This window comes from Mesorhizobium opportunistum WSM2075, assembly GCF_000176035.2.
Taxonomy (GTDB): Bacteria; Pseudomonadota; Alphaproteobacteria; order Rhizobiales; family Rhizobiaceae; genus Mesorhizobium; species Mesorhizobium opportunistum.
Map to the genome: position 1 here is coordinate 5,974,809 of NC_015675.1, position 18,916 is coordinate 5,993,724.

At 64.1% G+C, this 18,916-nt stretch carries 15 protein-coding genes; 5 read left to right on the forward strand and 10 right to left on the reverse strand.

Features of this window, described 5'->3' with window-relative positions; translation table 11 throughout:
- Positions 1–113: 113 nt before the first annotated feature.
- The 4 genes from MESOP_RS28805 to MESOP_RS28820 form a co-directional block, all read right to left on the reverse strand.
- The gene (locus MESOP_RS28805; RefSeq protein ID WP_013896872.1) at positions 114–1,361 is read right to left on the reverse strand and encodes an ABC transporter substrate-binding protein; all 1,248 of its coding nucleotides are present in this window, start codon (positions 1,359–1,361) and stop codon (positions 114–116) included.
- Positions 1,362–1,472: 111 nt separating this feature from the next.
- Positions 1,473–2,618 carry an ABC transporter ATP-binding protein gene (locus tag MESOP_RS28810; protein ID WP_013896873.1) on the reverse strand — a complete coding sequence of 382 codons (1,146 nt, stop codon included), beginning with the start codon at positions 2,616–2,618 and terminating at the stop codon, positions 1,473–1,475.
- Between the two features lie 88 nt (positions 2,619–2,706).
- Positions 2,707–3,657, reverse strand: a complete 951-nt coding sequence (locus tag MESOP_RS28815; RefSeq protein WP_013896874.1) for a PfkB family carbohydrate kinase — start codon at positions 3,655–3,657, stop codon at positions 2,707–2,709.
- A gap of 3 nt (positions 3,658–3,660) precedes the next feature.
- Positions 3,661–4,461, reverse strand: a complete 801-nt coding sequence (locus tag MESOP_RS28820; protein ID WP_013896875.1) for a beta/alpha barrel domain-containing protein — start codon at positions 4,459–4,461, stop codon at positions 3,661–3,663.
- Positions 4,462–4,623: 162 nt separating this feature from the next.
- Between MESOP_RS28820 and MESOP_RS28825 the strand changes: the two genes are divergently transcribed.
- From MESOP_RS28825 to MESOP_RS28835, 3 genes are all read left to right on the forward strand, one after another.
- Positions 4,624–5,385 carry a DeoR/GlpR family DNA-binding transcription regulator gene (locus MESOP_RS28825; RefSeq protein ID WP_013896876.1) on the forward strand — a complete coding sequence of 254 codons (762 nt, stop codon included), beginning with the start codon at positions 4,624–4,626 and terminating at the stop codon, positions 5,383–5,385.
- Positions 5,386–5,649: 264 nt separating this feature from the next.
- The gene (locus MESOP_RS28830) at positions 5,650–6,798 is read left to right on the forward strand and encodes a Gfo/Idh/MocA family protein (RefSeq protein WP_013896877.1); all 1,149 of its coding nucleotides are present in this window, start codon (positions 5,650–5,652) and stop codon (positions 6,796–6,798) included.
- Between the two features lie 101 nt (positions 6,799–6,899).
- Positions 6,900–7,850: an alpha/beta hydrolase gene (locus MESOP_RS28835; protein WP_013896878.1), complete on the forward strand. Its 951-nt coding sequence runs from the start codon at positions 6,900–6,902 to the stop codon at positions 7,848–7,850.
- Here the strand turns inward: MESOP_RS28835 and MESOP_RS28840 are convergent.
- Entirely contained in the window at positions 7,838–8,872 is a 1,035-nt protein-coding gene (locus tag MESOP_RS28840) for a LacI family DNA-binding transcriptional regulator (RefSeq protein ID WP_013896879.1), read from the reverse strand. The two genes, MESOP_RS28835 and MESOP_RS28840, sit on opposite strands and share 13 nt — an antisense overlap.
- A gap of 252 nt (positions 8,873–9,124) precedes the next feature.
- On the opposite strand from MESOP_RS28840, the gene MESOP_RS28845 reads away from it, so the two are divergent.
- Entirely contained in the window at positions 9,125–10,078 is a 954-nt protein-coding gene (locus MESOP_RS28845; RefSeq protein ID WP_041164387.1) for a sugar kinase, read from the forward strand.
- On the forward strand, positions 10,075–11,355 hold the full coding sequence (locus MESOP_RS28850) for a D-tagatose-bisphosphate aldolase, class II, non-catalytic subunit (protein ID WP_013896881.1): 1,281 nt from the start codon (positions 10,075–10,077) through the stop codon (positions 11,353–11,355). Before MESOP_RS28845 ends, MESOP_RS28850 begins: the two co-directional genes overlap by 4 nt.
- Before the next feature lie 9 nt (positions 11,356–11,364).
- Here the strand turns inward: MESOP_RS28850 and MESOP_RS28855 are convergent, their stop codons facing one another.
- The 5 genes from MESOP_RS28855 to MESOP_RS28875 form a co-directional block, all read right to left on the reverse strand.
- The gene (locus tag MESOP_RS28855; protein ID WP_013896882.1) at positions 11,365–12,879 is read right to left on the reverse strand and encodes a zinc-binding dehydrogenase; all 1,515 of its coding nucleotides are present in this window, start codon (positions 12,877–12,879) and stop codon (positions 11,365–11,367) included.
- Positions 12,880–12,888: 9 nt separating this feature from the next.
- Positions 12,889–13,326, reverse strand: a complete 438-nt coding sequence (locus MESOP_RS28860; RefSeq protein ID WP_013896883.1) for an SRPBCC family protein — start codon at positions 13,324–13,326, stop codon at positions 12,889–12,891.
- Between the two features lie 306 nt (positions 13,327–13,632).
- Positions 13,633–15,819, reverse strand: a complete 2,187-nt coding sequence (locus tag MESOP_RS28865) for a flotillin family protein (protein ID WP_013896884.1) — start codon at positions 15,817–15,819, stop codon at positions 13,633–13,635.
- Between the two features lie 83 nt (positions 15,820–15,902).
- Complete coding sequence (locus tag MESOP_RS28870; protein ID WP_013896885.1) at positions 15,903–18,116, reverse strand: ABC transporter permease; 2,214 nt, start codon at positions 18,114–18,116, stop codon at positions 15,903–15,905.
- Positions 18,109–18,894, reverse strand: a complete 786-nt coding sequence (locus MESOP_RS28875) for an ABC transporter ATP-binding protein (protein WP_013896886.1) — start codon at positions 18,892–18,894, stop codon at positions 18,109–18,111. Before MESOP_RS28875 ends, MESOP_RS28870 begins: the two co-directional genes overlap by 8 nt.
- Positions 18,895–18,916 lie beyond the last annotated feature (22 nt).

The following is an 18,916-nucleotide window of genomic DNA, read 5'->3' on the forward strand; positions in this document are numbered from 1 at the left end:
CTTCAAGAGAAGGTGAGCTTCAAAAACAGGTCCATCTCAAATTGCCGATCGTTGTTGCCGGGTGGCCAGCCCGAAGTCAGGCCACCCGGTCGAAGCAACTGGGAACGGGCCGATCAGAATTTCGCCATCCAGCCCTTCTGAGCGGCGGCTGCGGCTTGTTCGGGAGACTGTTCGCCGGCCAGCATCTTCTGGGCTTGCACGTCGAACTGGGTCATCAGGTCTTCAGCCACCGGCAGGCCCGTGAACTCATTGGCGAGATAACCGGTCTTGAAGATTTCAAAAGCCTTGCCGAACGCCTTGTCCGAGGTCACGAAATCGGGCTTGGCGTTGACGTTGCCCGGGAAGGCGTTTGCAAGCGACACGAGCTTGGCGTTGACCTTTTCACTCATCAGATATTGGACGAGTTTCCAGGCCTCTTCCTGATGTTTCGAGGCAGCCGAGATGCCGATGCCCCAGGAGGCATAGGGAAGGCCGCGCTTGCCGGTATAGTTTTCCACGACCGGGACCGGGATGAGGTCGAAGTTCAGCTTGGGATTGCGCTTGCGGATGAGGTTCACATGCGCGAGCGAGTCGATCATCATCCCGACGCGGTCGTTGACGAACTCCTCGACCTTTTCCTGCTCGGTCTTGGTGGCGATGCCGGGCGAGATGGTGCCGGCGTCGTTGAGCGATTTGACGAAGGTGAGCATATCCACCACCGGCTTGCCTTCAAGGTCCGGCTTGCCGTTCGCCATCATCGACTGACCCGAAGCCCAAACCCACGACATCATGTCGTTCTGGACGCCGGACGGCGTTTGCAGCGAAAGGGGCAGCACCCAGCCATACTGGTTCTGGTCGGCGTGCGTCATCTTCTTGGCGGCTTCGAGAAACTCCGCACGGGTCGACGGCAGCTTGGTCACGCCTGCCTTGGCGGCGAGGTCCAAATTCACGAAGACCGGATAGACGAAGGAAGCCACGGGAAACATAACCGCCTTGCCGTCCACCTTGATGATGTCCGCGACTTGGGCTTTGTCGAACTTGCTCGCCTCCATCATCGGGTTCATGTCGGCGAGCGCGCCCTGCGCATTCAGATTGTTCACCCAGGCACCGTCGAGACCGACGACGTCGCTGAGCGTTCCGGTTGCAGCACCAACCGAGATCTGGTCTCGCGTGGTGGCGTAGGGGCCGCTGACCAGCGTCACCTTGATGCCGGGGTTTGCCGCCTCGAACTCATCCATGATTGACCTGAGCGAGCCAGCCGGCAATTCGGGCTCCCACCATTGGGTGAATTCCAGCGTCGTGTCCGCCATGGCGCCGGTTGCGCCAAGCAACCATGCGGCCGCGGCCATTTTCAGCATCGCGGGTTTTATACGAAACATCATTTTCTCCTCCTTCTTTAGGATCGACCGCACAATGCGCCCGATCGTCTGGTTATTCAGAAGTCTCCTTATGCGGGGTGCCTCACCCTCACCCGCGGGTCTCGTCGCGAATATTCAGATCGCCAGATGCGTCTCGGGATCGAAGAAATGGAGCTTGGCGTCATCCAGGGCCAACCTGATTTCCGAGCTGGAGCGCACCGTGCTGACCGGTTCGAATCTGGCCACCGCATTCGACGCCAGGCCGAAATCCTGCACCGCGTCAGGGTCGCCGGAGTCCACCCGGACCGCGTCGATGTTGAGATGGACGATATGTTCGGATCCGAGTTCTTCGATCGAGGTTACCCTTGCCGGTATCGTCTGATACTTGCGGCCGGATTCGAGGCTGCTGTCATAGAGATCCTCCGGTCGTATCCCGAACACGATTTTGCGCCCCGCATACGACCTCAAGCCCGGCCTGCGCACGAAAGCCGCATCCTGCAGCCGGATCGCAAAGGCGCCGGACGTCAGTTTGTCGCCCGTCAGTGTCGCCTCGAAAAGGTTCATCGAAGGAGACCCGATGAAGCCGGCAACGAATGCGTTCACCGGCGATTCATAGAGCCTCTTGGGTGTGTCGACCTGCTGCAGCACGCCACCTTTCAACACCGCGACCCTGTCGCCCATCGTCATGGCTTCGGTCTGGTCGTGGGTCACATATATGGTCGTTACGCCGAGCTGCTTTTGCAAACTGGTGATCTCGGCGCGCATCTGGACACGCAGTTTCGCGTCCAGATTGGAAAGGGGTTCGTCCATGAGAAAGGCTGCCGGCTCGCGCACCATGGCGCGGCCCATGGCAACCCTTTGACGCTGTCCGCCTGAAAGGTTCGCGGGTTTGCTGTCCAGCAGAGACGTCAGTTGAAGGGTTTTGGCGATCTCGTCCACGCGCTTCTTGCGCTCGGCCTTCGGCTTGCCTGCCAGCCGCATCGAAAAGGCGATGTTTTCGAACACCGTCATATGCGGATAGAGGGCGTAGCTCTGGAAGACCATCGCGATGTCGCGATCCTTGGGCGGCATGTCGACGACGTCTATTCCGCCGATCCGCAGGCTGCCGCTGGTGACGTCCTCCAACCCCGCGATCATCCGCAGCGCGGTGGATTTGCCACAGCCGGACGGCCCGACGAGAATCAAGAACTCGCCGTCCTCGACCGACAGGTTCAATTGGTCGATTGCGTGAAAATTGTTCCCGTATGTCTTGCAGATATTCTCAAGAACGACTTCTGCCATATTCCTCCTCCACAAGTCCAAGCCACTGATTTTTATGATTTTCCTCGGCTTATGTTCACCTGCGAGATATTTCCTTGGATAGCTCCGGCTATGTTCCGGTATCGAGCCGCGCATAGTTCAGTTCGACCGCCGACGGCGCATCCGTCGATGCCAGGAGTTCCGTGACCTGGTCGCCGGTCGGAAGCGCCTCGCGCCCGCCCCGCCCCGTTATCGAAAGGGCCGCCGCCGCGGCCGCGAATGCAACCCGGCCCGCGGTGTCGGCCCCGCGCGTCAAGGCAAGGGCATATGCGCCATGAAAGCAGTCGCCGGCGCCGGTCGAGTCGACGACGGCAACCCGGTGCGGCGGCAGGTGCCAGAGCCCAGCCTCTTCGCGTCCGCGATAGAAGACACCCCTGCCGCCATCCGTCAGAACCACGGCGGATCGCGACGGCAACCACAATGCATCGAGTATCTCGGCCGGCGACCGGCGGCCCGTGGCGGTCCGCGCAAAGCCGAGCGGAAGAATGAGATGGTCGCAGAGCCCGATCAGTCTCTCGGTGGCTGGGCCGTGGCTCCATTCGATATCGCCGAGGATCGCAAGGCCGAGATCGCGAGCCCGAGCCACGACATCCAGCGACCCGATCCCGTAGCTATCGACGATCAGGACGCTCGCGCGGCTGAGGACCTCGTCCGGGAAATCCGGCGCGGTGCCCAGCATCGCTTCGTCGTCATAGGCGATGAACCGCTCCCCGTCCGAACCGACGGTGATCCGCGAGCGCACCGGGCGCGCGTGCGGGTGGCGCGGCGCGAACGCGGTTTCAACGCCGCTTGCAACGAGGTCGCACGACACGGCGTCGTCGGCGGCACTGCCCAGCCAGCCGACGAACCCGGCGGTGCCGCCGAGCCGCGCGACGGCGGCAAGTGCCGTCGCGACATTTCCTCCGAAAGCTCGGGCACTTTGCAGAACCTTCCCCTTGCCCGCCGACAACGGCTGATCGACATAGACGATGTCGTCGATCGCAATCGCTCCGAAGCCAAGGATTGAAGGGACGGCGGGCATGGTTCAGGCACCCGCCCTGGCCAGGGCGTCTTGCGCCGAAAGGCCGTCATGGATGACGCCCCGAAAGGCAATCGCCGCCTTTTCCGGATCGCCATGCCCCCAGAGATTGCGGCCCACCACGGCACCGCGCGCGCCGGCACGGATGGCGTCCGCCGTCTGCTGAAGGGCGCCGAGCAGCGTGTCGGTCTTCGGACCACCGGCGATCACAACCGGCACCGGGCAGGTCCGGACGGTCTCTTGAAACGACTCGAAATCGCCCGTGTAACCGATCTTGATCACGTCGACGCCGGACTCGTAGCCGATGCGTGCCGCATAGGCGATCTCGTCGGGGGTGAAGACGATTTTTGCCCCGTCTGTGAAATCACGAGGGTAGATATGCGCCACCACCGGCATGCCGTAGCGGGCCGCAGCATTCACCGAATCGGTCAGCCAGCGTATGTATTTGCCCTCGGTCGCGCCGCGCACCGGAATGGCCACGGCCAACGCATCGGCGCCGGCCCGCACCGCATCCTCAGGCGTTGCAATCAGTTCGCTGATGCGATCGTCCGGGGTGAAGCAGCCGGCCTGGATCACCAGGGAAGCCTTGCCCGCGTATTGCGGCCAAAGATGGCGGGCGGTGCCAGGCTGGATGCTGACGTAGTCGGGTTTGCCCACCATAACGCGTGCAAGCGCGCCCGGCAGGTCGGCAAGACCTCCTTTGCGCACGTCGCCATAGCCGACAAAGTGGTCGACCGCGCCGCCAAAAAGATTGCCCGATGGATGTGAGAAGAGGCGCGCCAGGCGCACCTTGGTTCCGAGGCTCATGAGTCTAAAACTCTCCAATCGATTGGTTTCAAAATCCTGGACCCAGTGTTTGCGAAAGAAAAGACAAATGCAATCTTTCGAAATCTTTCGAATTCGCGTATTTTTGGTAGAGTGAATCGAGGCCAAGGCGAACGCTTGGCGCATGGAGGCAAGGACAAGGCAATGTTGTCGGAGCAGAGACGCCAATCGATCCTGGGTGAGGTGCAACGCAGCGGACAGGTTCGCATCAAGGACCTGTCGGACGAATTTGGCGTGTCGGAAGTCACGGTGCGCTCCGACCTCGAGATACTGGACCGCAAGGGACTGCTGACCAAGACCCGTGGAGGGGCGGTGACCCGTACGACGGATTCGACCACGGCCGCGTTCGCCCGGCGGATGCAAACGAACCTCGATGCAAAGAAACGCATCGCCCGGGCAGCGGTGGACCTGTTCGAGGACAACCAGTCAATCATCTTCGACGGCGGCTCGACATTGATGCAGGTTGCCATGCTGTTACCGCCGCTCAGCAATGTCGTGGTCGCGGCCACGGCGATGAATATCGTGCAGCACCTGATGCATCGGCCCGGGCTCGACGTTCACATGATCGGCGGCCGGGTCTATCCGGACACGGTGAGCACGCTGATCACCGATGCCGACACCGCTCTCGGCGGCTTGGTGGCGCATCAGGTCCTTGTTGGAGCGCATGCGATTGACTCGTCACTGGATGTGGTCGACGTGAACGAAGACATGGCGCGAACCAAGCGAAACCTTGTGCGCATGGCCCGGCGCGTTGTCCTGCTTGCGGATTCGAGCAAATGGGGCGTCAGCGGAACCTCCAAGGCATTTTCGCTGTCGAGCGTCGATGTCGTGATCACCGACGATGGTCTTTCCGACCCGATACGCAGCCAGCTTGATAAGACCGGAGCCAAGGTGATCTATGCCTGACCTTGTCGCGGTCCCTGACCGCGACGGAATATCTGTGCGCGCAAGCCCACGGGATCCGCATCGGCAGTCGGCCGTTTTTTCAGGTCTGTCATATTCTCCTCCCAGAGCTGGCAGCCTCCCGATTTCACACCAGCGTTTTCGCATGTTCTATAAAAAATTTACGCGCGTCAATATTTAAAACGTTGTATAGCGCTTTCCCGGCACGACGCGTTGCCGGCGCAGCGGATCCGGCAGAGCATGACCTACAGGGAGGACCGATCGAAAATGCAGGCAAAATCAAGGGAAAAACTCGGAATCGGTGTCATCGGATGCGGCAACATCTCGATGACCTATTTGCGCAATGCCGCCCTCTTCGGCGGCATCGAGCTGCGCGCCTGCGCTGATATTTCGGCCGACATGGCGGCGTTGCGGGCCAAGGAATATGGCATTCGGGCACTCGGCGTCGATGCGCTGCTGGCCGATCCCGAGATCGATCTCGTCCTCAACCTGACCATTCCCGCCGCACATTTCGACATTTCGTTTTCGGCGCTCTCAGCGGGGAAACATGTCTTCACCGAGAAGCCGCTGGCGACTTCGGCCAGCGACGGCCGCCGCCTGGTGGCGGAGGCGGCCAAACGCGGCCTGCTGCTCGGCTCGGCGCCGGACACGTTCCTCGGAGCGGCCGGGCGCCGCGCGCGCCGACTGATGAATGAAGGCGCCATTGGCCGGCCGGTTACCGGCACCGCCTTCATGATGGGACGCGGCATGGAGCACTGGCACCCCAACCCGCAGTTCTACTACCAGCCAGGCGGCGGCCCGGTGTTCGATATGGGCCCCTATTACCTGACCATGTTGGTCAACCTGCTCGGCCCGGTCGCGCGCGTCATGGCCATGGCGACGAAGGGCCAGGAGGAGCGGCTGATATCAGCCGAAGGACCGTTCAAGAACACGACGTTCAAGGTCGGTACGCCGACCAATGTGCTGTCGCTGCTCGAATTCCGCTCGGGCGCCACCGTCACCTTCGGTGCCTCGTGGGACGTCTTCAAGCACTCCAACCACCCGATCGAATTGCACGGCACGGAAGGCTCGCTGCGCCTGCCCGATCCCGACACGTTCGGCGGCACCGTCTCCTTGTCCGAACGCGGCGCCGAGTGGAAGGATTTCGCCAGCGAAGGCGAGCTCTACGGCGCCCGCAACTGGCCCTACGCCGCGCCCGACCGCGCCAATTACCGCATGTTGGGTGTGGCCGATCTGGTGCGCTCGCTCACGACTGGTGCGACGCCGCGCGCGTCCGGCAATCTGGCGCTGCATGTGCTGGAGATCATGGAGGCGGTCCTGCTGTCGGGCGAAACGAAAAGCTCGGTTGCTATTGCCGGCGATGTCGCCCAGCCGGCGCTGCTGACCGAAGACGAAGCAAGCAGCCTGCTCGCCTAGACTCGGATCACCGTCTCACCGAAACGATGATCCTTGTTTTGACGCAAATCCGGACGGAAAACCGTTTCACACTTTTCCTGGAATGCTTCACGGAGATAACGATGACGCTCGACCCCGATGCCTTGCGCGCCCTCGAAATCGGCCGTGCAGCGGGCGGCGAACCATTCGAGCATGGCAGCGTGACTGCCGCGCGGGTAGCCTACAACGCTTCGTTCCCGGCGCAGCAGGGCGAGCACGAGCCAGTCGCATCAACCGTGCAGCTGACGGTCGACGGGCCGAACGGCCCGGTCACGATCCGCATCCACCGCGGCATCGGCGCGCCACTAACCGCAGCGCGCGCCGTGCTTTATCTGCATGGCGGCGGCTGGGTCATCGGCAATCTGGATTCGCACGACGATATCTGCCGCTGGCTCGCCAATCTGGGCAATGCCATCGTGGTCTGCCCCGATTACCGGCTGGCGCCGGAACACAAGTTTCCCGCAGCGCTCGAGGATTGCGCGGCAGCGCTTCGCTTCATGGAGCAGAATGCCGGGGAGCTTGGCATCGACCCGGCCCGCATCACTGTGGCCGGCGACAGCGCCGGCGGCAACCTCGCGGCCGTGCTGGCGCTGCTCGCCCGCGACGGACTGGCGCCACCGCTCGCCGCCCAGATCCTGATCTACCCCAACACCGATGCCCGCCAGACGGCGGACAGCTACCGCCGTTTCGGCGACGGCTTCGGGCTCACCGCCGCCACCATGGCCTGGTTCCGCGACCACTATGTGCGAACGCCCGATGACATCGTTGACTGGCGGGTTTCGCCACTGCTCGCGTCAAGCCTTGCCGGCGCGGCACCGGCGTTTGTCGCCGTCGCCGGCCACGACATCCTTGCCGACGAAGCCACGGCCTATGCCGAACGCCTGCGGGCCCACGGCGTGCCGCTACTCTTGCGGCAGTGGCCGGGCCAGATCCACGGCTTCGTCTCGATGGGCCGCCACATCAAAGCCGCGCGGCAAGCGGTGAGCGAGGCGGCGGCATGGCTGCAGTTGCAGATGCCCGATCAGGCCGATTGACGCATCACCAGGGTCGCTCCGAGCTTGACGTTGCGTGCCAGGCCTTGTCCGGGCGGATCGGCCTCGTCCAGCAGGGCAAGCAGGATCTCGACGCTGCGGCCGGCCATGGTGGCGAAATCCTGCGCCATCGTGGTCAGCGCCGGACAGGTGTAGCGGCTCAGCGGATGGTCGTCATGGGCGGCGACACGGAAGTCGCAATCGGGTCGGCGACCTATCTTCAGCCCGCGCGAAAAGGCGGCCGCCATGACGCCGAAGGCGAGACGGTCATTGGCGCAGAGCAGCGTGCGGGCCGGCAGGCCGCCATTCTCGAGCGTCTTGTCCATCCATTCATGGCCAATGCGCTCGAAATCCCAGCTGTAGTCGGCCGCCGCCTTGAGCACGATCGGCTCCAGACGAGTGGCTCGCATGGTATCGATATAGCTCTGCAGGCGCTCGCGAGAATTGTGATTGACGTGCGGGATGTCGACATAAACAGGCGGTTCGCCGGATCGGCAGAGATAGTCGACGATGGTCGACGTGCTCTGGTGGTTGTCGTTGCCGACGAAGGGCGTGTCGCCCTCGATATAGGTGTCGAAATAGACGATCGGGATGTCCTTGCTCATCCGCTCGAAGACGCCGGGTTCGGAGACCGATCCGAGGGGAGCGACGATGGCGCCGGCGACCTTCAGCGACATCAGCGTCCTGACCGATTCCGCCTCCAGTTTCGGCGAACCGTGCGAGGAGATGACGATCGGCCAGAAACCTTCGTCGCGGCAGCGCAGTTCGATGCGGCTAACCATTTCGGCATAGAATGGATCGGTGAGCGCCGGCACGATGATGCCGACATTGCGGGTGCGTTTACGATTGAGGTTGCGGGCGAAAACGTTGGGCTGATAGTCCGACGACCGCAGTGCCGCCTCGATGCGCGCCCGCGTCGCCGGCTTCACGCTCGCCGGATCGTCGAAATATTTCGACAGGGTCGGCCGTGATACGCCGGACGCCCTGGCGAAATCATCCATCGTGCGGTGGGTCTTCTCCGCCATCGATATTCCAGGCCCCCTCGTCCTTGCTCGCCAGTCCTTTTCCGGTCTGGCCAGAATCAGTCTTGCGGCCGTTGCCGTGAGGCAGCATTGCTTGACCGAATTTGTTCAGTCAAATTTTCGCGTTTGCAGTACAACGCAGAACCATTGCGCGCGTCAAATTATTTATTGACGCTCTTAAATTGGCAACCTAGGTTTTGCGTGCATGGCAATAGGGATGGCAGTGGCGACCCGCCGCCGGCGAATGGTGAGGATATGAAGAAACTGGTTTGCGCCGGCGAGATCCTGGTCGAGATCATGGCCGAGCGGATCGGCCAGAGCTTCCTTGCCCCCGGCCCGTTGGTTGGCCCGTTTCCATCCGGCGCGCCGGCGATCTTCATCGACCAGGCGGCGCGGCTCGGTCAGCCGGCAGGGCTGATCGCCGCGGTCGGCGATGACGATTTCGGCCATTTGAACATCGAGCGCCTGCGTGCCGACGGCGCCGACATCTCGGCCATCAAGGTCCATAAAGGTGCGGCGACCGGAACCGCCTTCGTTACCTACGAGGCGGATGGCAGCCGGCATTTCGTCTACAACATCAAACAAAGTGCCGCCGGCCTGATCGAGATCGGCGCCGAGGCGCGCGCGTTGCTGGCCGGCGCCGATCATTTTCACGTCATGGGCACCTCGCTGTTCTCGCCCGAGGTGATCGAGGTGGCGCGCAACGGGATCGAGGCTGTCAAGGCGCGCGGCGGCACGGTCTCCTTCGATCCCAACATCCGCAAGGAGATGCTCGATCTGCCGGGCATGCGCGATGCCTTGCACTTCGTGCTCTCGAAGACCGACGTGTTCCTGCCGAGCGGGCCGGAACTGTTCATCTTCGCCAAGGCGACCGACGAAGAAGGCGCGGTGCGCGAGATGCTGGGACGCGGCATTTCCACCGTGGTGGTCAAGAAAGGCGCTGACGGTGCCGTTCACTACGACCGGACCGGGCGGACCGTTTCGTCCGGCTTCGCCGTCGATGAAATCGATCCGACCGGCGCCGGCGACTGTTTTGCCGCCGCCTTCGTCTCCTTCTGGCTGCGTGGAGCGACAGCTGAAAAAGCGCTCAGCATCGCCAATGGCTGCGGCGCGCTGGCAGTGACGAAGAAGGGACCGATGGAGGGCATCGCCTTGCTTGCCGCCGTCGAAGCGTTCATCAAGACCGCTAAGACCGGTGCGCCGGCATGAGCCAGGCGACGGACAGGCTGGCGGCGGTCGCGGCGCGTCGCGCGGCCGGTGGACGCTGCGGCATTGCCTCGGTCTGCTCTGCTCATCCGCTGGTCATCGAGGCGGCACTGCGCCATGGCAAGGCACGCGGCGCCGACGTGCTGATCGAGGCCACCTGCAACCAGGTGAACCACGAGGGTGGCTATACCGGCATGACGCCAGGGGATTTCCGCCGCTTCGTCGAGACGATCGCCGGCAAGGCCGGCTTTGCCCTGGACAGGCTAGTGCTCGGCGGCGACCATCTCGGCCCCAATCCATGGAAACACCTGCCGGCAGCCGAAGCCATGGCGAAAGCGTCGCGCATGGTCGACGCCTATGCCGAGGCCGGCTTCACCAAGCTCCATTTGGACGCCAGCATGGGCTGCGCCGGCGAAGGCGCCGCACCGCCAGACGCGACGATTGCCGCGCGTGCGGCCGACCTGGCCGCGGTGGCGGAGGCCGCCACGGAACGAAAAGGTGCCAAGCCGGTCTATGTCATCGGCACGGAGGTGCCGGTGCCTGGTGGCGCTCTTGAGGCAATGGACCATCTGGCGGTGACGACACCGGAGGCGGCACGCGAGACGGTGCGCATCCACCGCGATGCTTTCGCCCAGCGCGGCCTTGACCGGGCTTTTTCGCGGGCGATCGGCGTCGTCGTGCAGCCGGGTGTCGAATTCGGCAATGCCGACGTGATCGCCTATCAGCCGGAACGCGCACGGGCGCTCGCCGGCACGCTCCGAGACCTGCCGCAATTCGTCTTCGAGGCCCATTCGACCGACTACCAGCCGGTGGCGGCACTGAGCGCGTTGGTCGATGACGGCTTCGCCATTCTCAAGGTCGGGCCGTGGCTGACCTTCGCGCTGCGCGAAGCGCTCTACGGCCTGAGCCACATCGCCGACATTCTCGCTCCCGACGCCTCGCGGGAAAGCCTGCCGGCGGCGATGGAGCGCGTCATGCTGGCGGCGCCGGGCAACTGGAAGAATTACTATCACGGCACCGAGGCCGAGCAGCGGATCGAACGGCATTTCTCCTACAGCGATCGTATCCGCTACTACTGGCCGGCGCCCGGCGCCCAACAGGCCGTGGGCGCGCTGATGCAGGCGCTTGGCGACCGCGACATCCCCTCTCCCCTCATCAGCCAGTATCTTGGCCGTCTCGACAGCGCGGTGGCGAATGGATCCGTCGCGCCAAAAGCAGGGGACTTGCTGATCGCTGGCGTGACGGAAGTTCTCGACATCTACGCCAGCGCGACCGGCTGACCTGCGGGATTACGGCAGCAAGACTAGCGCACCCGTGGTGCGCCGCGCTTCCAGATCGCGGTGCGCATCGGCGGCGTCGGCAAGGGTGTAGCGGGTCGGCGCCTCGACCCTGACCACGCCTTGCCGAAGCGCCTGGAAGAACCTGGCGACGTGCGGCGCGAGTTTTTCCGGCGTGTCGGTGTAGTGGGCATAGTTGGGCCGCGAAATGGTCAGCGACTTCGACGCGAAGCGCCCGATATCCCAATTGCCGACCGGCCCCGAAGCCTGGCCGAAGCTGACGAGATGGCCGCGCACGGCAAGGGCCGCGAGCGAGCCGCCGAATGTGTCATTGCCGACCGCGTCATAGGCGACATCGGCGCCCTTGCCCCCTGTCAGTCGCATGACGGCCTCGGTGAAATTCTCACGGGAATAGACGACGACATGGTGCGCGCCAAGACGCTCGACGATCCGCGCCTTGTCATCGCTCGACACGGTGGCGATGACAGTCGCGCCGAGGTGGCGCGCCCATTGCACCAGCAGCTGGCCGATGCCACCGGCCGCTGCATGGATGAGGACGATGTCGCCTGGCTGCACGGCGTGTACATCATGCAGCAGGAAACTGGCGCTGACGCCCTTGAGCAGGCCGGCGGCGGCGATCTCGTCCGGTACGTCGTCGGATAGATGAATCAGCAGTTCGGGCGCCATGTTGCGCCGCTCACTGTAAGCGCCGACCGGCGGACAGGCATAGGCAATGCGGTCGCCGGCGGAGAAACCCGACACCACCGAGCCAACCGCCTCGACGATGCCGGCGGCCTCCATGCCCGGCACGCCAGGCGGCTGCAGGAGGTCGAAAAAGCCGGTGCGGCAATAGACATCGATGAAGTTGACGCCGATCACCGTGTGGCGGAGCCGCACCTCGTTCGGCGCGGGTTGTGGCAGGCCGATTTCCCGCAGTTGCAATTCTTCCGGGCCGCCATAGCGCTCGACAACGATCGCACGGGTCGTTGCGGCCTGGCCCGATGTGACCATTGGGGCGGCACGCGGCATCTCCACGGATGGTGGCGACGCGACCCGAAGCGTTCTTGTCTCGACCGGCGAGCCTATGCTTCCGCGCCGCAGCAGATTGCGCACCGCCACGAAGCCGGCCTGATAGATGCCTTCGGTGACCAGCTTGACCAGTTCGTCGCGGCGATGCGCCGGCGGGTGGAATTCGGAATTCCATTCCCAGAAGGTGGCATTGCCGTCGGTCACCGGCTTCAGCCGCAGCGAGGCGACGTAACCCATCAGCGGCAGCGGCGCTTCGAGCAGGCAATAGCTCAGCCGCCGGTCCCTGTCGGACAGCGCCAGCAATTGCTCGCGCAACTCGCCGCCGTCGTTCAGCCTGAAGTGGCGCACGGAGCCGACCGCATCGAGCGGCTCGCCGCCCTCGATCTCGCTGAAGGCGATCGCCGGATGCCAGCGGTCATGGCCGTTGAAATCGCGCAGGATCGCCCAGACCTCGTCGACCGGCGCATCGATGATCGTGCTCTGGCGGACCTGGACCATCGGCCGGAGTCAGCGCCCGAACCGGTGCTTCAGCGCGGTCAAGCCGGCCTGGAACACGCCATTGCCGATCTGCTGCATCAAGGCTGCCTCGCGATCCGGCGTGCAGTCGAACTCCGCCTGCCATTCGGCGAGCGTCAAATTGCCGTCGGTGATCGGCGTCAGCGACAGCGTGGCGACATAGTTTTCCACCGCCATCGGACTTTCCAGGATCGCGTAGCTGCAGGACAGATCGTAATCGGACAGCGCCAGCAGTCTTTCGCGGATGCGCCCGCCGTCCTTCAGCGTGAAACTTCTGATGCAGCCGATCTGGTCGGGCTGCGCGTTCTGTTCGATGCGGCTGTCGGCAACGTACGGCGCCCAGCTTGGCAGTGCATTGAAGTTGCGGACGAGTTTCCAGACTTCCGCCGCCGGTGCGGGAATGACAGAGGAGACATAGACCTTGGTCATGCTTGCGGGCCGGTGGTGGGCATGGCAGTCCGCGTATGCATTGTCTCGCGCCGCGCCAGATCGACCCCCCCTCCGTCGAGCTTTGCTCGCCGCCTCTCCCCCGATCGACGGGGGAGAGGAAGGGTGCGAACCGTCCACGGCGGGCTCCCTTCCTCTCCCTCTGGAGGGGGAAGAGGTGGCGCTGCAAAGCAGCGACGGAGTGGGGGAACCACTTGGCAATCATCGCGACCCGACGCAGCATGGCAATCAGGCGCAAGGCATCGTCTCGCACGGCCCAATGAAGCGCGAGGAAACACCGCCCTCACCTCAGTGATCGCGGTCGTCATCGTCGTCCTTGGCGGCCTTGCCCTTGCCCTTCTTGTCGCGGGTCAGGCTGGAAATATCCTTGGCGTCGCGCAGCACGTCGGTCATACGGCCGAGCGAGCCGCCCTCGATGCCGATTTCCTTCATCAGATTGTCGATCATCGGCGCCTGCACGCGGTAGCGCAGCGCGGAATCGATCACCTCGTCGGTGACGTTGCGGTTGCCGCCGGTGCCGCCGTTGATGCCGTCGACATGCAGGATCTTGATGCCGTCGATCTTCTCCATCGGCTTGACGCTTTCGCGGATGATGCCTTCCATATGGTCGAGCAGTTTTCCGCGCAGACGCCCGGCACGCGCGCCTTCCGAAAGGATGTTCTCGGCCTCGTTCAACTGGCGATGGCCTGTTGCGTCGACCTCGTAGCGCTGCGCGGCGGCAAGAGCGTGGATCTTCTCGGCCTCCGCCGAAGCGACGGCGGCGATCTTCTGCGCTTCGGCCAGGCTCTTCGCCGCCTTCATCTCGGCATCCGCGGCGGAGACGATGCGCAAGGCCTCGCGCTCGGCCTCGCGCTGCGCGCCGATCAGGTCGGTCAGCTTGCGGCGCTCGGCGATCTCGCGTTCGCGGGCCGTAAAGGCCTGTTCCTCTGCCTGGACGGCCTTGGCGCGAACCGCCTCCGACGCGGCGATAGCGGAAGAGCGTTCCTGCGTTTTCTTGGCGATGTCGATCGCCTTCTGGATCTCGGCGATCTCGATCTTCTGGTCGCGGTCGACGCCGAGCTGCCTGATGTCACGCTCCTTGATCAGCCGCGCTTCCTCGATGCCACGTTCGGTGGTGATGCGGGCGCGCTCGACCTCCTCGCTGGCCGAAATTTCGGCCTCCTCGAAAGCCTGGCGCTTGGCGATCTGCAGCGCTTCCAGATGACGCTCGCGTTCGATGCGGACCTCGTCGACGACGCGTTCCTGCGCAATGCGCGCCGTCTCGGTTGCCTGGTTCTCGACGATCTCGGCGCGGCGCTTCTCGGCCTCGGCCTTGGTCACTTCCAGCGCTTTTTCGGCGAGCGCGATCTGGCGCTCCAGTTCGGCAACCTCAAGCAGTTTCTTGCGCTCGATCTCGAGCTTGCTCTGCGCGCCCTCGCGCTCGATGCGGGCCTTTTCCAGCGACAGTTCGAGCGCGATCTGTTCACGCTCGGTCAGCTCGCGCATCTTCATCTCGGTCTCGTCGAGCGAACGGCGGCGCGCGATCTCGCGGCGCTGCGTGTCCTCCTCGCTCTTGATGCGCTCCTCGGTAATGTTGCGCTCCTGGTTGAGCCGCGATTTCTCGACGGCTTCACGCGACGAAAGCTGCGCCTGCTCGGATTCCTGGTCGCGCAACGCACGCTCGATGGCGAGTTCAGACCGCTGCGCGGCGCGGCGGATCTCGACCTCGCGTTCCTGTTCGAGGCGGGCATATTCGGTGTCGCGGTCAATCTCCAGCACCTTGCGCTGGGTGTCGAGATTCTGGTTGCGGATATCGACCAGCGTGCGCTGCTCGATCTCGTTGCGCATGCGGCGCCTTGTCTCGATCGATTCCGTCAGCTGCGTCAGGCCTTCGGCGTCGAAGGCGTTGGACGGATCGAAATATTCGAGGCTGGTCTGGTCGAGATCGACGATGGCGACGCTTTCCAGTTCAAGCCCATTGGCGGCGAGCGACTCCTCGGCCAGCCGGCGCACCTTGGCGGCGTAGTCGCCACGCAGTTCATGCATCTCTTCCAGCGTCATCTGGGCGGCGACCGTGCGCAGGGCGCCGGCGAACTTGCCTTCGAGCAGTTCGCGCAGGCTGTCTGGCTGCAGCGTGCGGCGGCCCAGCGTCTGCGCGGCGGCGGCGACCAGTTCGCGGCTGGCGCCGACGCGCACGAAGAACTCGGCGATCAGGTCGACGCGCATGCGGTTGCGGGTGATCAGCGCTAGCCCGTCTTCGCGCCGCACCTCGATGCGCAGCACGTTCATGTTGACCGGAGTGATGTCGTGCAGCACCGGGATGACGAAGGCGCCGCCATTCACCACCACCTTCTCGCCCATGAAGCCGGTGCGCACGAACGCCGTCTCCTTGGTCGAGCGGCGGTAGAGCCACCGCAAGATGTAGACGGCGATCACCACGACGACTGCCGCAACGATCAGCCACAACAGGAAAGCGCCAAAGGTCTGCGCGTCCATGATCTATCCTCCCCAAGACAATGCGGCCGGCGCGAGGCGACCGATTTCAAACATCCACCCGCGCGGTGGCGAAGTCCAATTCTTCATGCCCGCCTCTGCAGCTTCGGCGTGATCGCGTGGAAGGCAGCGACCGCCGCGTCGACGAAAGGCGTGTCGTTGATGTTGGACCGCACCCGTTCGACATGGCGCAAAGGTGTCCGGCGAACGGTCTTCTCGATCGCCTCGAACAGCGCGTTGTCGGCTTCCGGGTCGTGAAAGGGCTGGCCGGGCGCGTCGAGCATCGAGACGCCGCCTTCCGGCAGCAGGAAGCGCACCGGGCCGTTCATGGCATTGAGCCGCGCGCCGATCCATTCGCCGAAGGCGCGGTTCTCGTCGCGCGTGGTACGCATCAGCGTGACGTTGGGATTATGGATGACGAATTTGCGGCCCTTGAATTTCTCCGGCACGCTGTCGCGCGGACCGAAATTGACCATGTCGAGCGCGCCGGTCGAGCCGACATAGGGCAATCCGGTGCGGATCGCCGCGCCAAAACGGTCCTCGGTCGCCGGGAAGACACCGCCGACGATCATGTCGGCCACTTCCGTGGTGGTGAGATCAAGGAAGGCCGATAGCAGCCGGGAGTCACCGAGGTTTTCCATGGCGCGTCCGCCAATGCCGGTGGCGTGGAAGACGAGGCAGTCATAGTCGGCTTCAAGTCGTTTCGTGACAGCTTGCACCAGAGGCGTGGTGACGCCGAACATGGTGATGCCGACGGCCGGCCGCGCCAGCTTGCGCTTTGCCTCCCACGCTTCGGCGTTGGGCAATTGCGCGACCATGCCGGCCATCGCATGCGCTGCATTGGAGAGCACCTGTTCGGTGATCGAGTTCAGCCCCTGCACATCGGCGACCGAATGGAACATCATGATGTCGGCGCCACCGACATATTTGGCGACATCGCCGGCCGCCACCGTCGAGACCATCAGCTTGGGGATACCGACAGGAAGCACGCGCATGCCGGAGGTTGCCAGCGTGGTGCCTCCTGAACCGCCCGCCGAGATGACGCCGCCGATGCGCGGCTCGCGTTCGATCCAGCGCGCGAAGGCTTCCGCCATGGCGCTGACCGATCCGCCGCGATCATTGGTGAAGACGGCGGATGAGCCACGCGGGTGCATGCCGGCCACCTGCATGGCCGGCACATCGGCGCTGGTCGGTTTTCCCGAGGTCGACAGATCGACGGTGCGCACAGGCAGACCGAGCGCCTTCAGCCGGTCGGCAACGAAGCGCAATTCCTTGCCCTTGGTGTCGAAGGTGCCGGCGACCAGCACGGCCCTGCCGATGCGCTCGGCAAAGGGGATGGCGAAGACCTTCTTCAAGTCATCCTGGGGTGCTGTCTTGTCGAGCGCTGCTTGCCGCAGTTCGGTGACCGGCACGTTCCAGCGGTTGGGCAGTTCGGTGACCGGGCGATAGACGCCAATCTGCGACACCGCTTCGGTCGAACCGTTGGCGGTGCGGTCGACACGATAGACTTCCGCCAGTTGCTCCTTGGCTTGCGCGGCTTCCGCCGGCGTGACCTGCGCTTCCTCCGCATGGCGGCCGACACCGAGCAAGCGCTGCTGCAATTCGCGATCGGCGGCGAGCGCCTTGGCGTCCATCAGCCTGTTGATGCGGCCGTTGACCATGATGGCGACCTGGTTCGATACAGCGGTCGCCACGCCGATGTTCTGCTCGATCACCAGTACCGCCATCTCGCCTTCGGCGGCGAGATCGACGAGCATGCGTTCGACCTGGTCGACGATGACAGGCGCCAGGCCCTCGGTCGGCTCGTCCATGACCAGCAGCTTCGGATCGCTGAGCAGCGCGCGCGAGATCGCCAGCATCTGCTGTTCGCCGCCAGACAACTGCGAGCCGCCATTGGCACGGCGTTCGGCCAGGCGCGGAAAGGTCTGGTAGACACGCTCGACGGTCCAGCTGGCGTCACGCCGATTGCCGGCGGCGAGACGCAGATGCTCGTCGACCGTCAGGCTCGGCCAGACGCGGCGGCCTTGCGGCACATAGCCGACACCGAGGCGATGGATCTCGTGCGGCTCGAGTGACGTGATCTCGCGGCCATCGACGCGGATCGAGCCGGACTTCGCCCGCTTCAGGCCGACGATGGTGTTGCAGAGCGTCGACTTGCCCATGCCGTTGCGGCCGACCACAGACAGTACACCGCTTTCCAGCGTCAGCGAGACGCCCTGCAGCGCATGGCTTTCGCCATAGAAGACCTGCAGGTCGTCTATCGTGAGGATGGCCCTGGAGGAGGCTGGACGCTCAGCCATGCTTGCCCCCGAGATAGATCTCCTGCACCTCGGGATCGGCCTCGATCTCCTGCGGCGTGCCTTCCTTGAACAGGCGGCCATTGTGCATCATCGAGACATATTCGGAGACGCGCAGCGCGACATCGAGGTCGTGCTCGATGATGATGTAGCCGATATGCTTCGGCAGTGCGTTGAGGATGGCGACGAGGTCGCGGCGCTCGGTCGGGGAAAGACCGGCCGCCGGTTCGTCGAACAGGATGAAACGCGGCGCGCCGGCGAGCGCCAGCGCGATCTCCAGCTGGCGCTGCTGGCCGTGGCTCAGCGTCGCCACCAGCGTGTCGCGGAGGGCTTCGAGGTGGACGGCGTTGAGGATCGATTCCGCCTGCACCATGTTGACGTCGGTTGTTGCCGGGCGCAGCAGCGAAAATCGCCGGCGCGAAACGCCGCGGCAGGCGAGAAAGATGGAATCGAGGACCGACAGGCCCTTGAACAATTGCGATATCTGATAGGTGCGGCGCAAGCCGCGCCGGATACGCTCGTGCGGCGGCAGGTCGGTGATGTCCTCGCCGAAGAAGCGGATGCGCCCCGCCGTCGGCAGGAAGTCGCCCGTCACCGCGTTGAACAGGGTTGTCTTGCCGGCGCCGTTGGAGCCGAGGACCGCGCGCCGCTCGCCGGCCGCGATCCTCATGGTGATGCCCGAGAGCGCCACCAGCGCCCCGAAATGCCGCGCCACGCCATCGAGCTCCAGCGCATAGGCGCCGGTGCTCTGAAGACGGTTTGCTGCGAAGCTTTCGGTCACTGGCGGCTGCACTCTGCGTCGG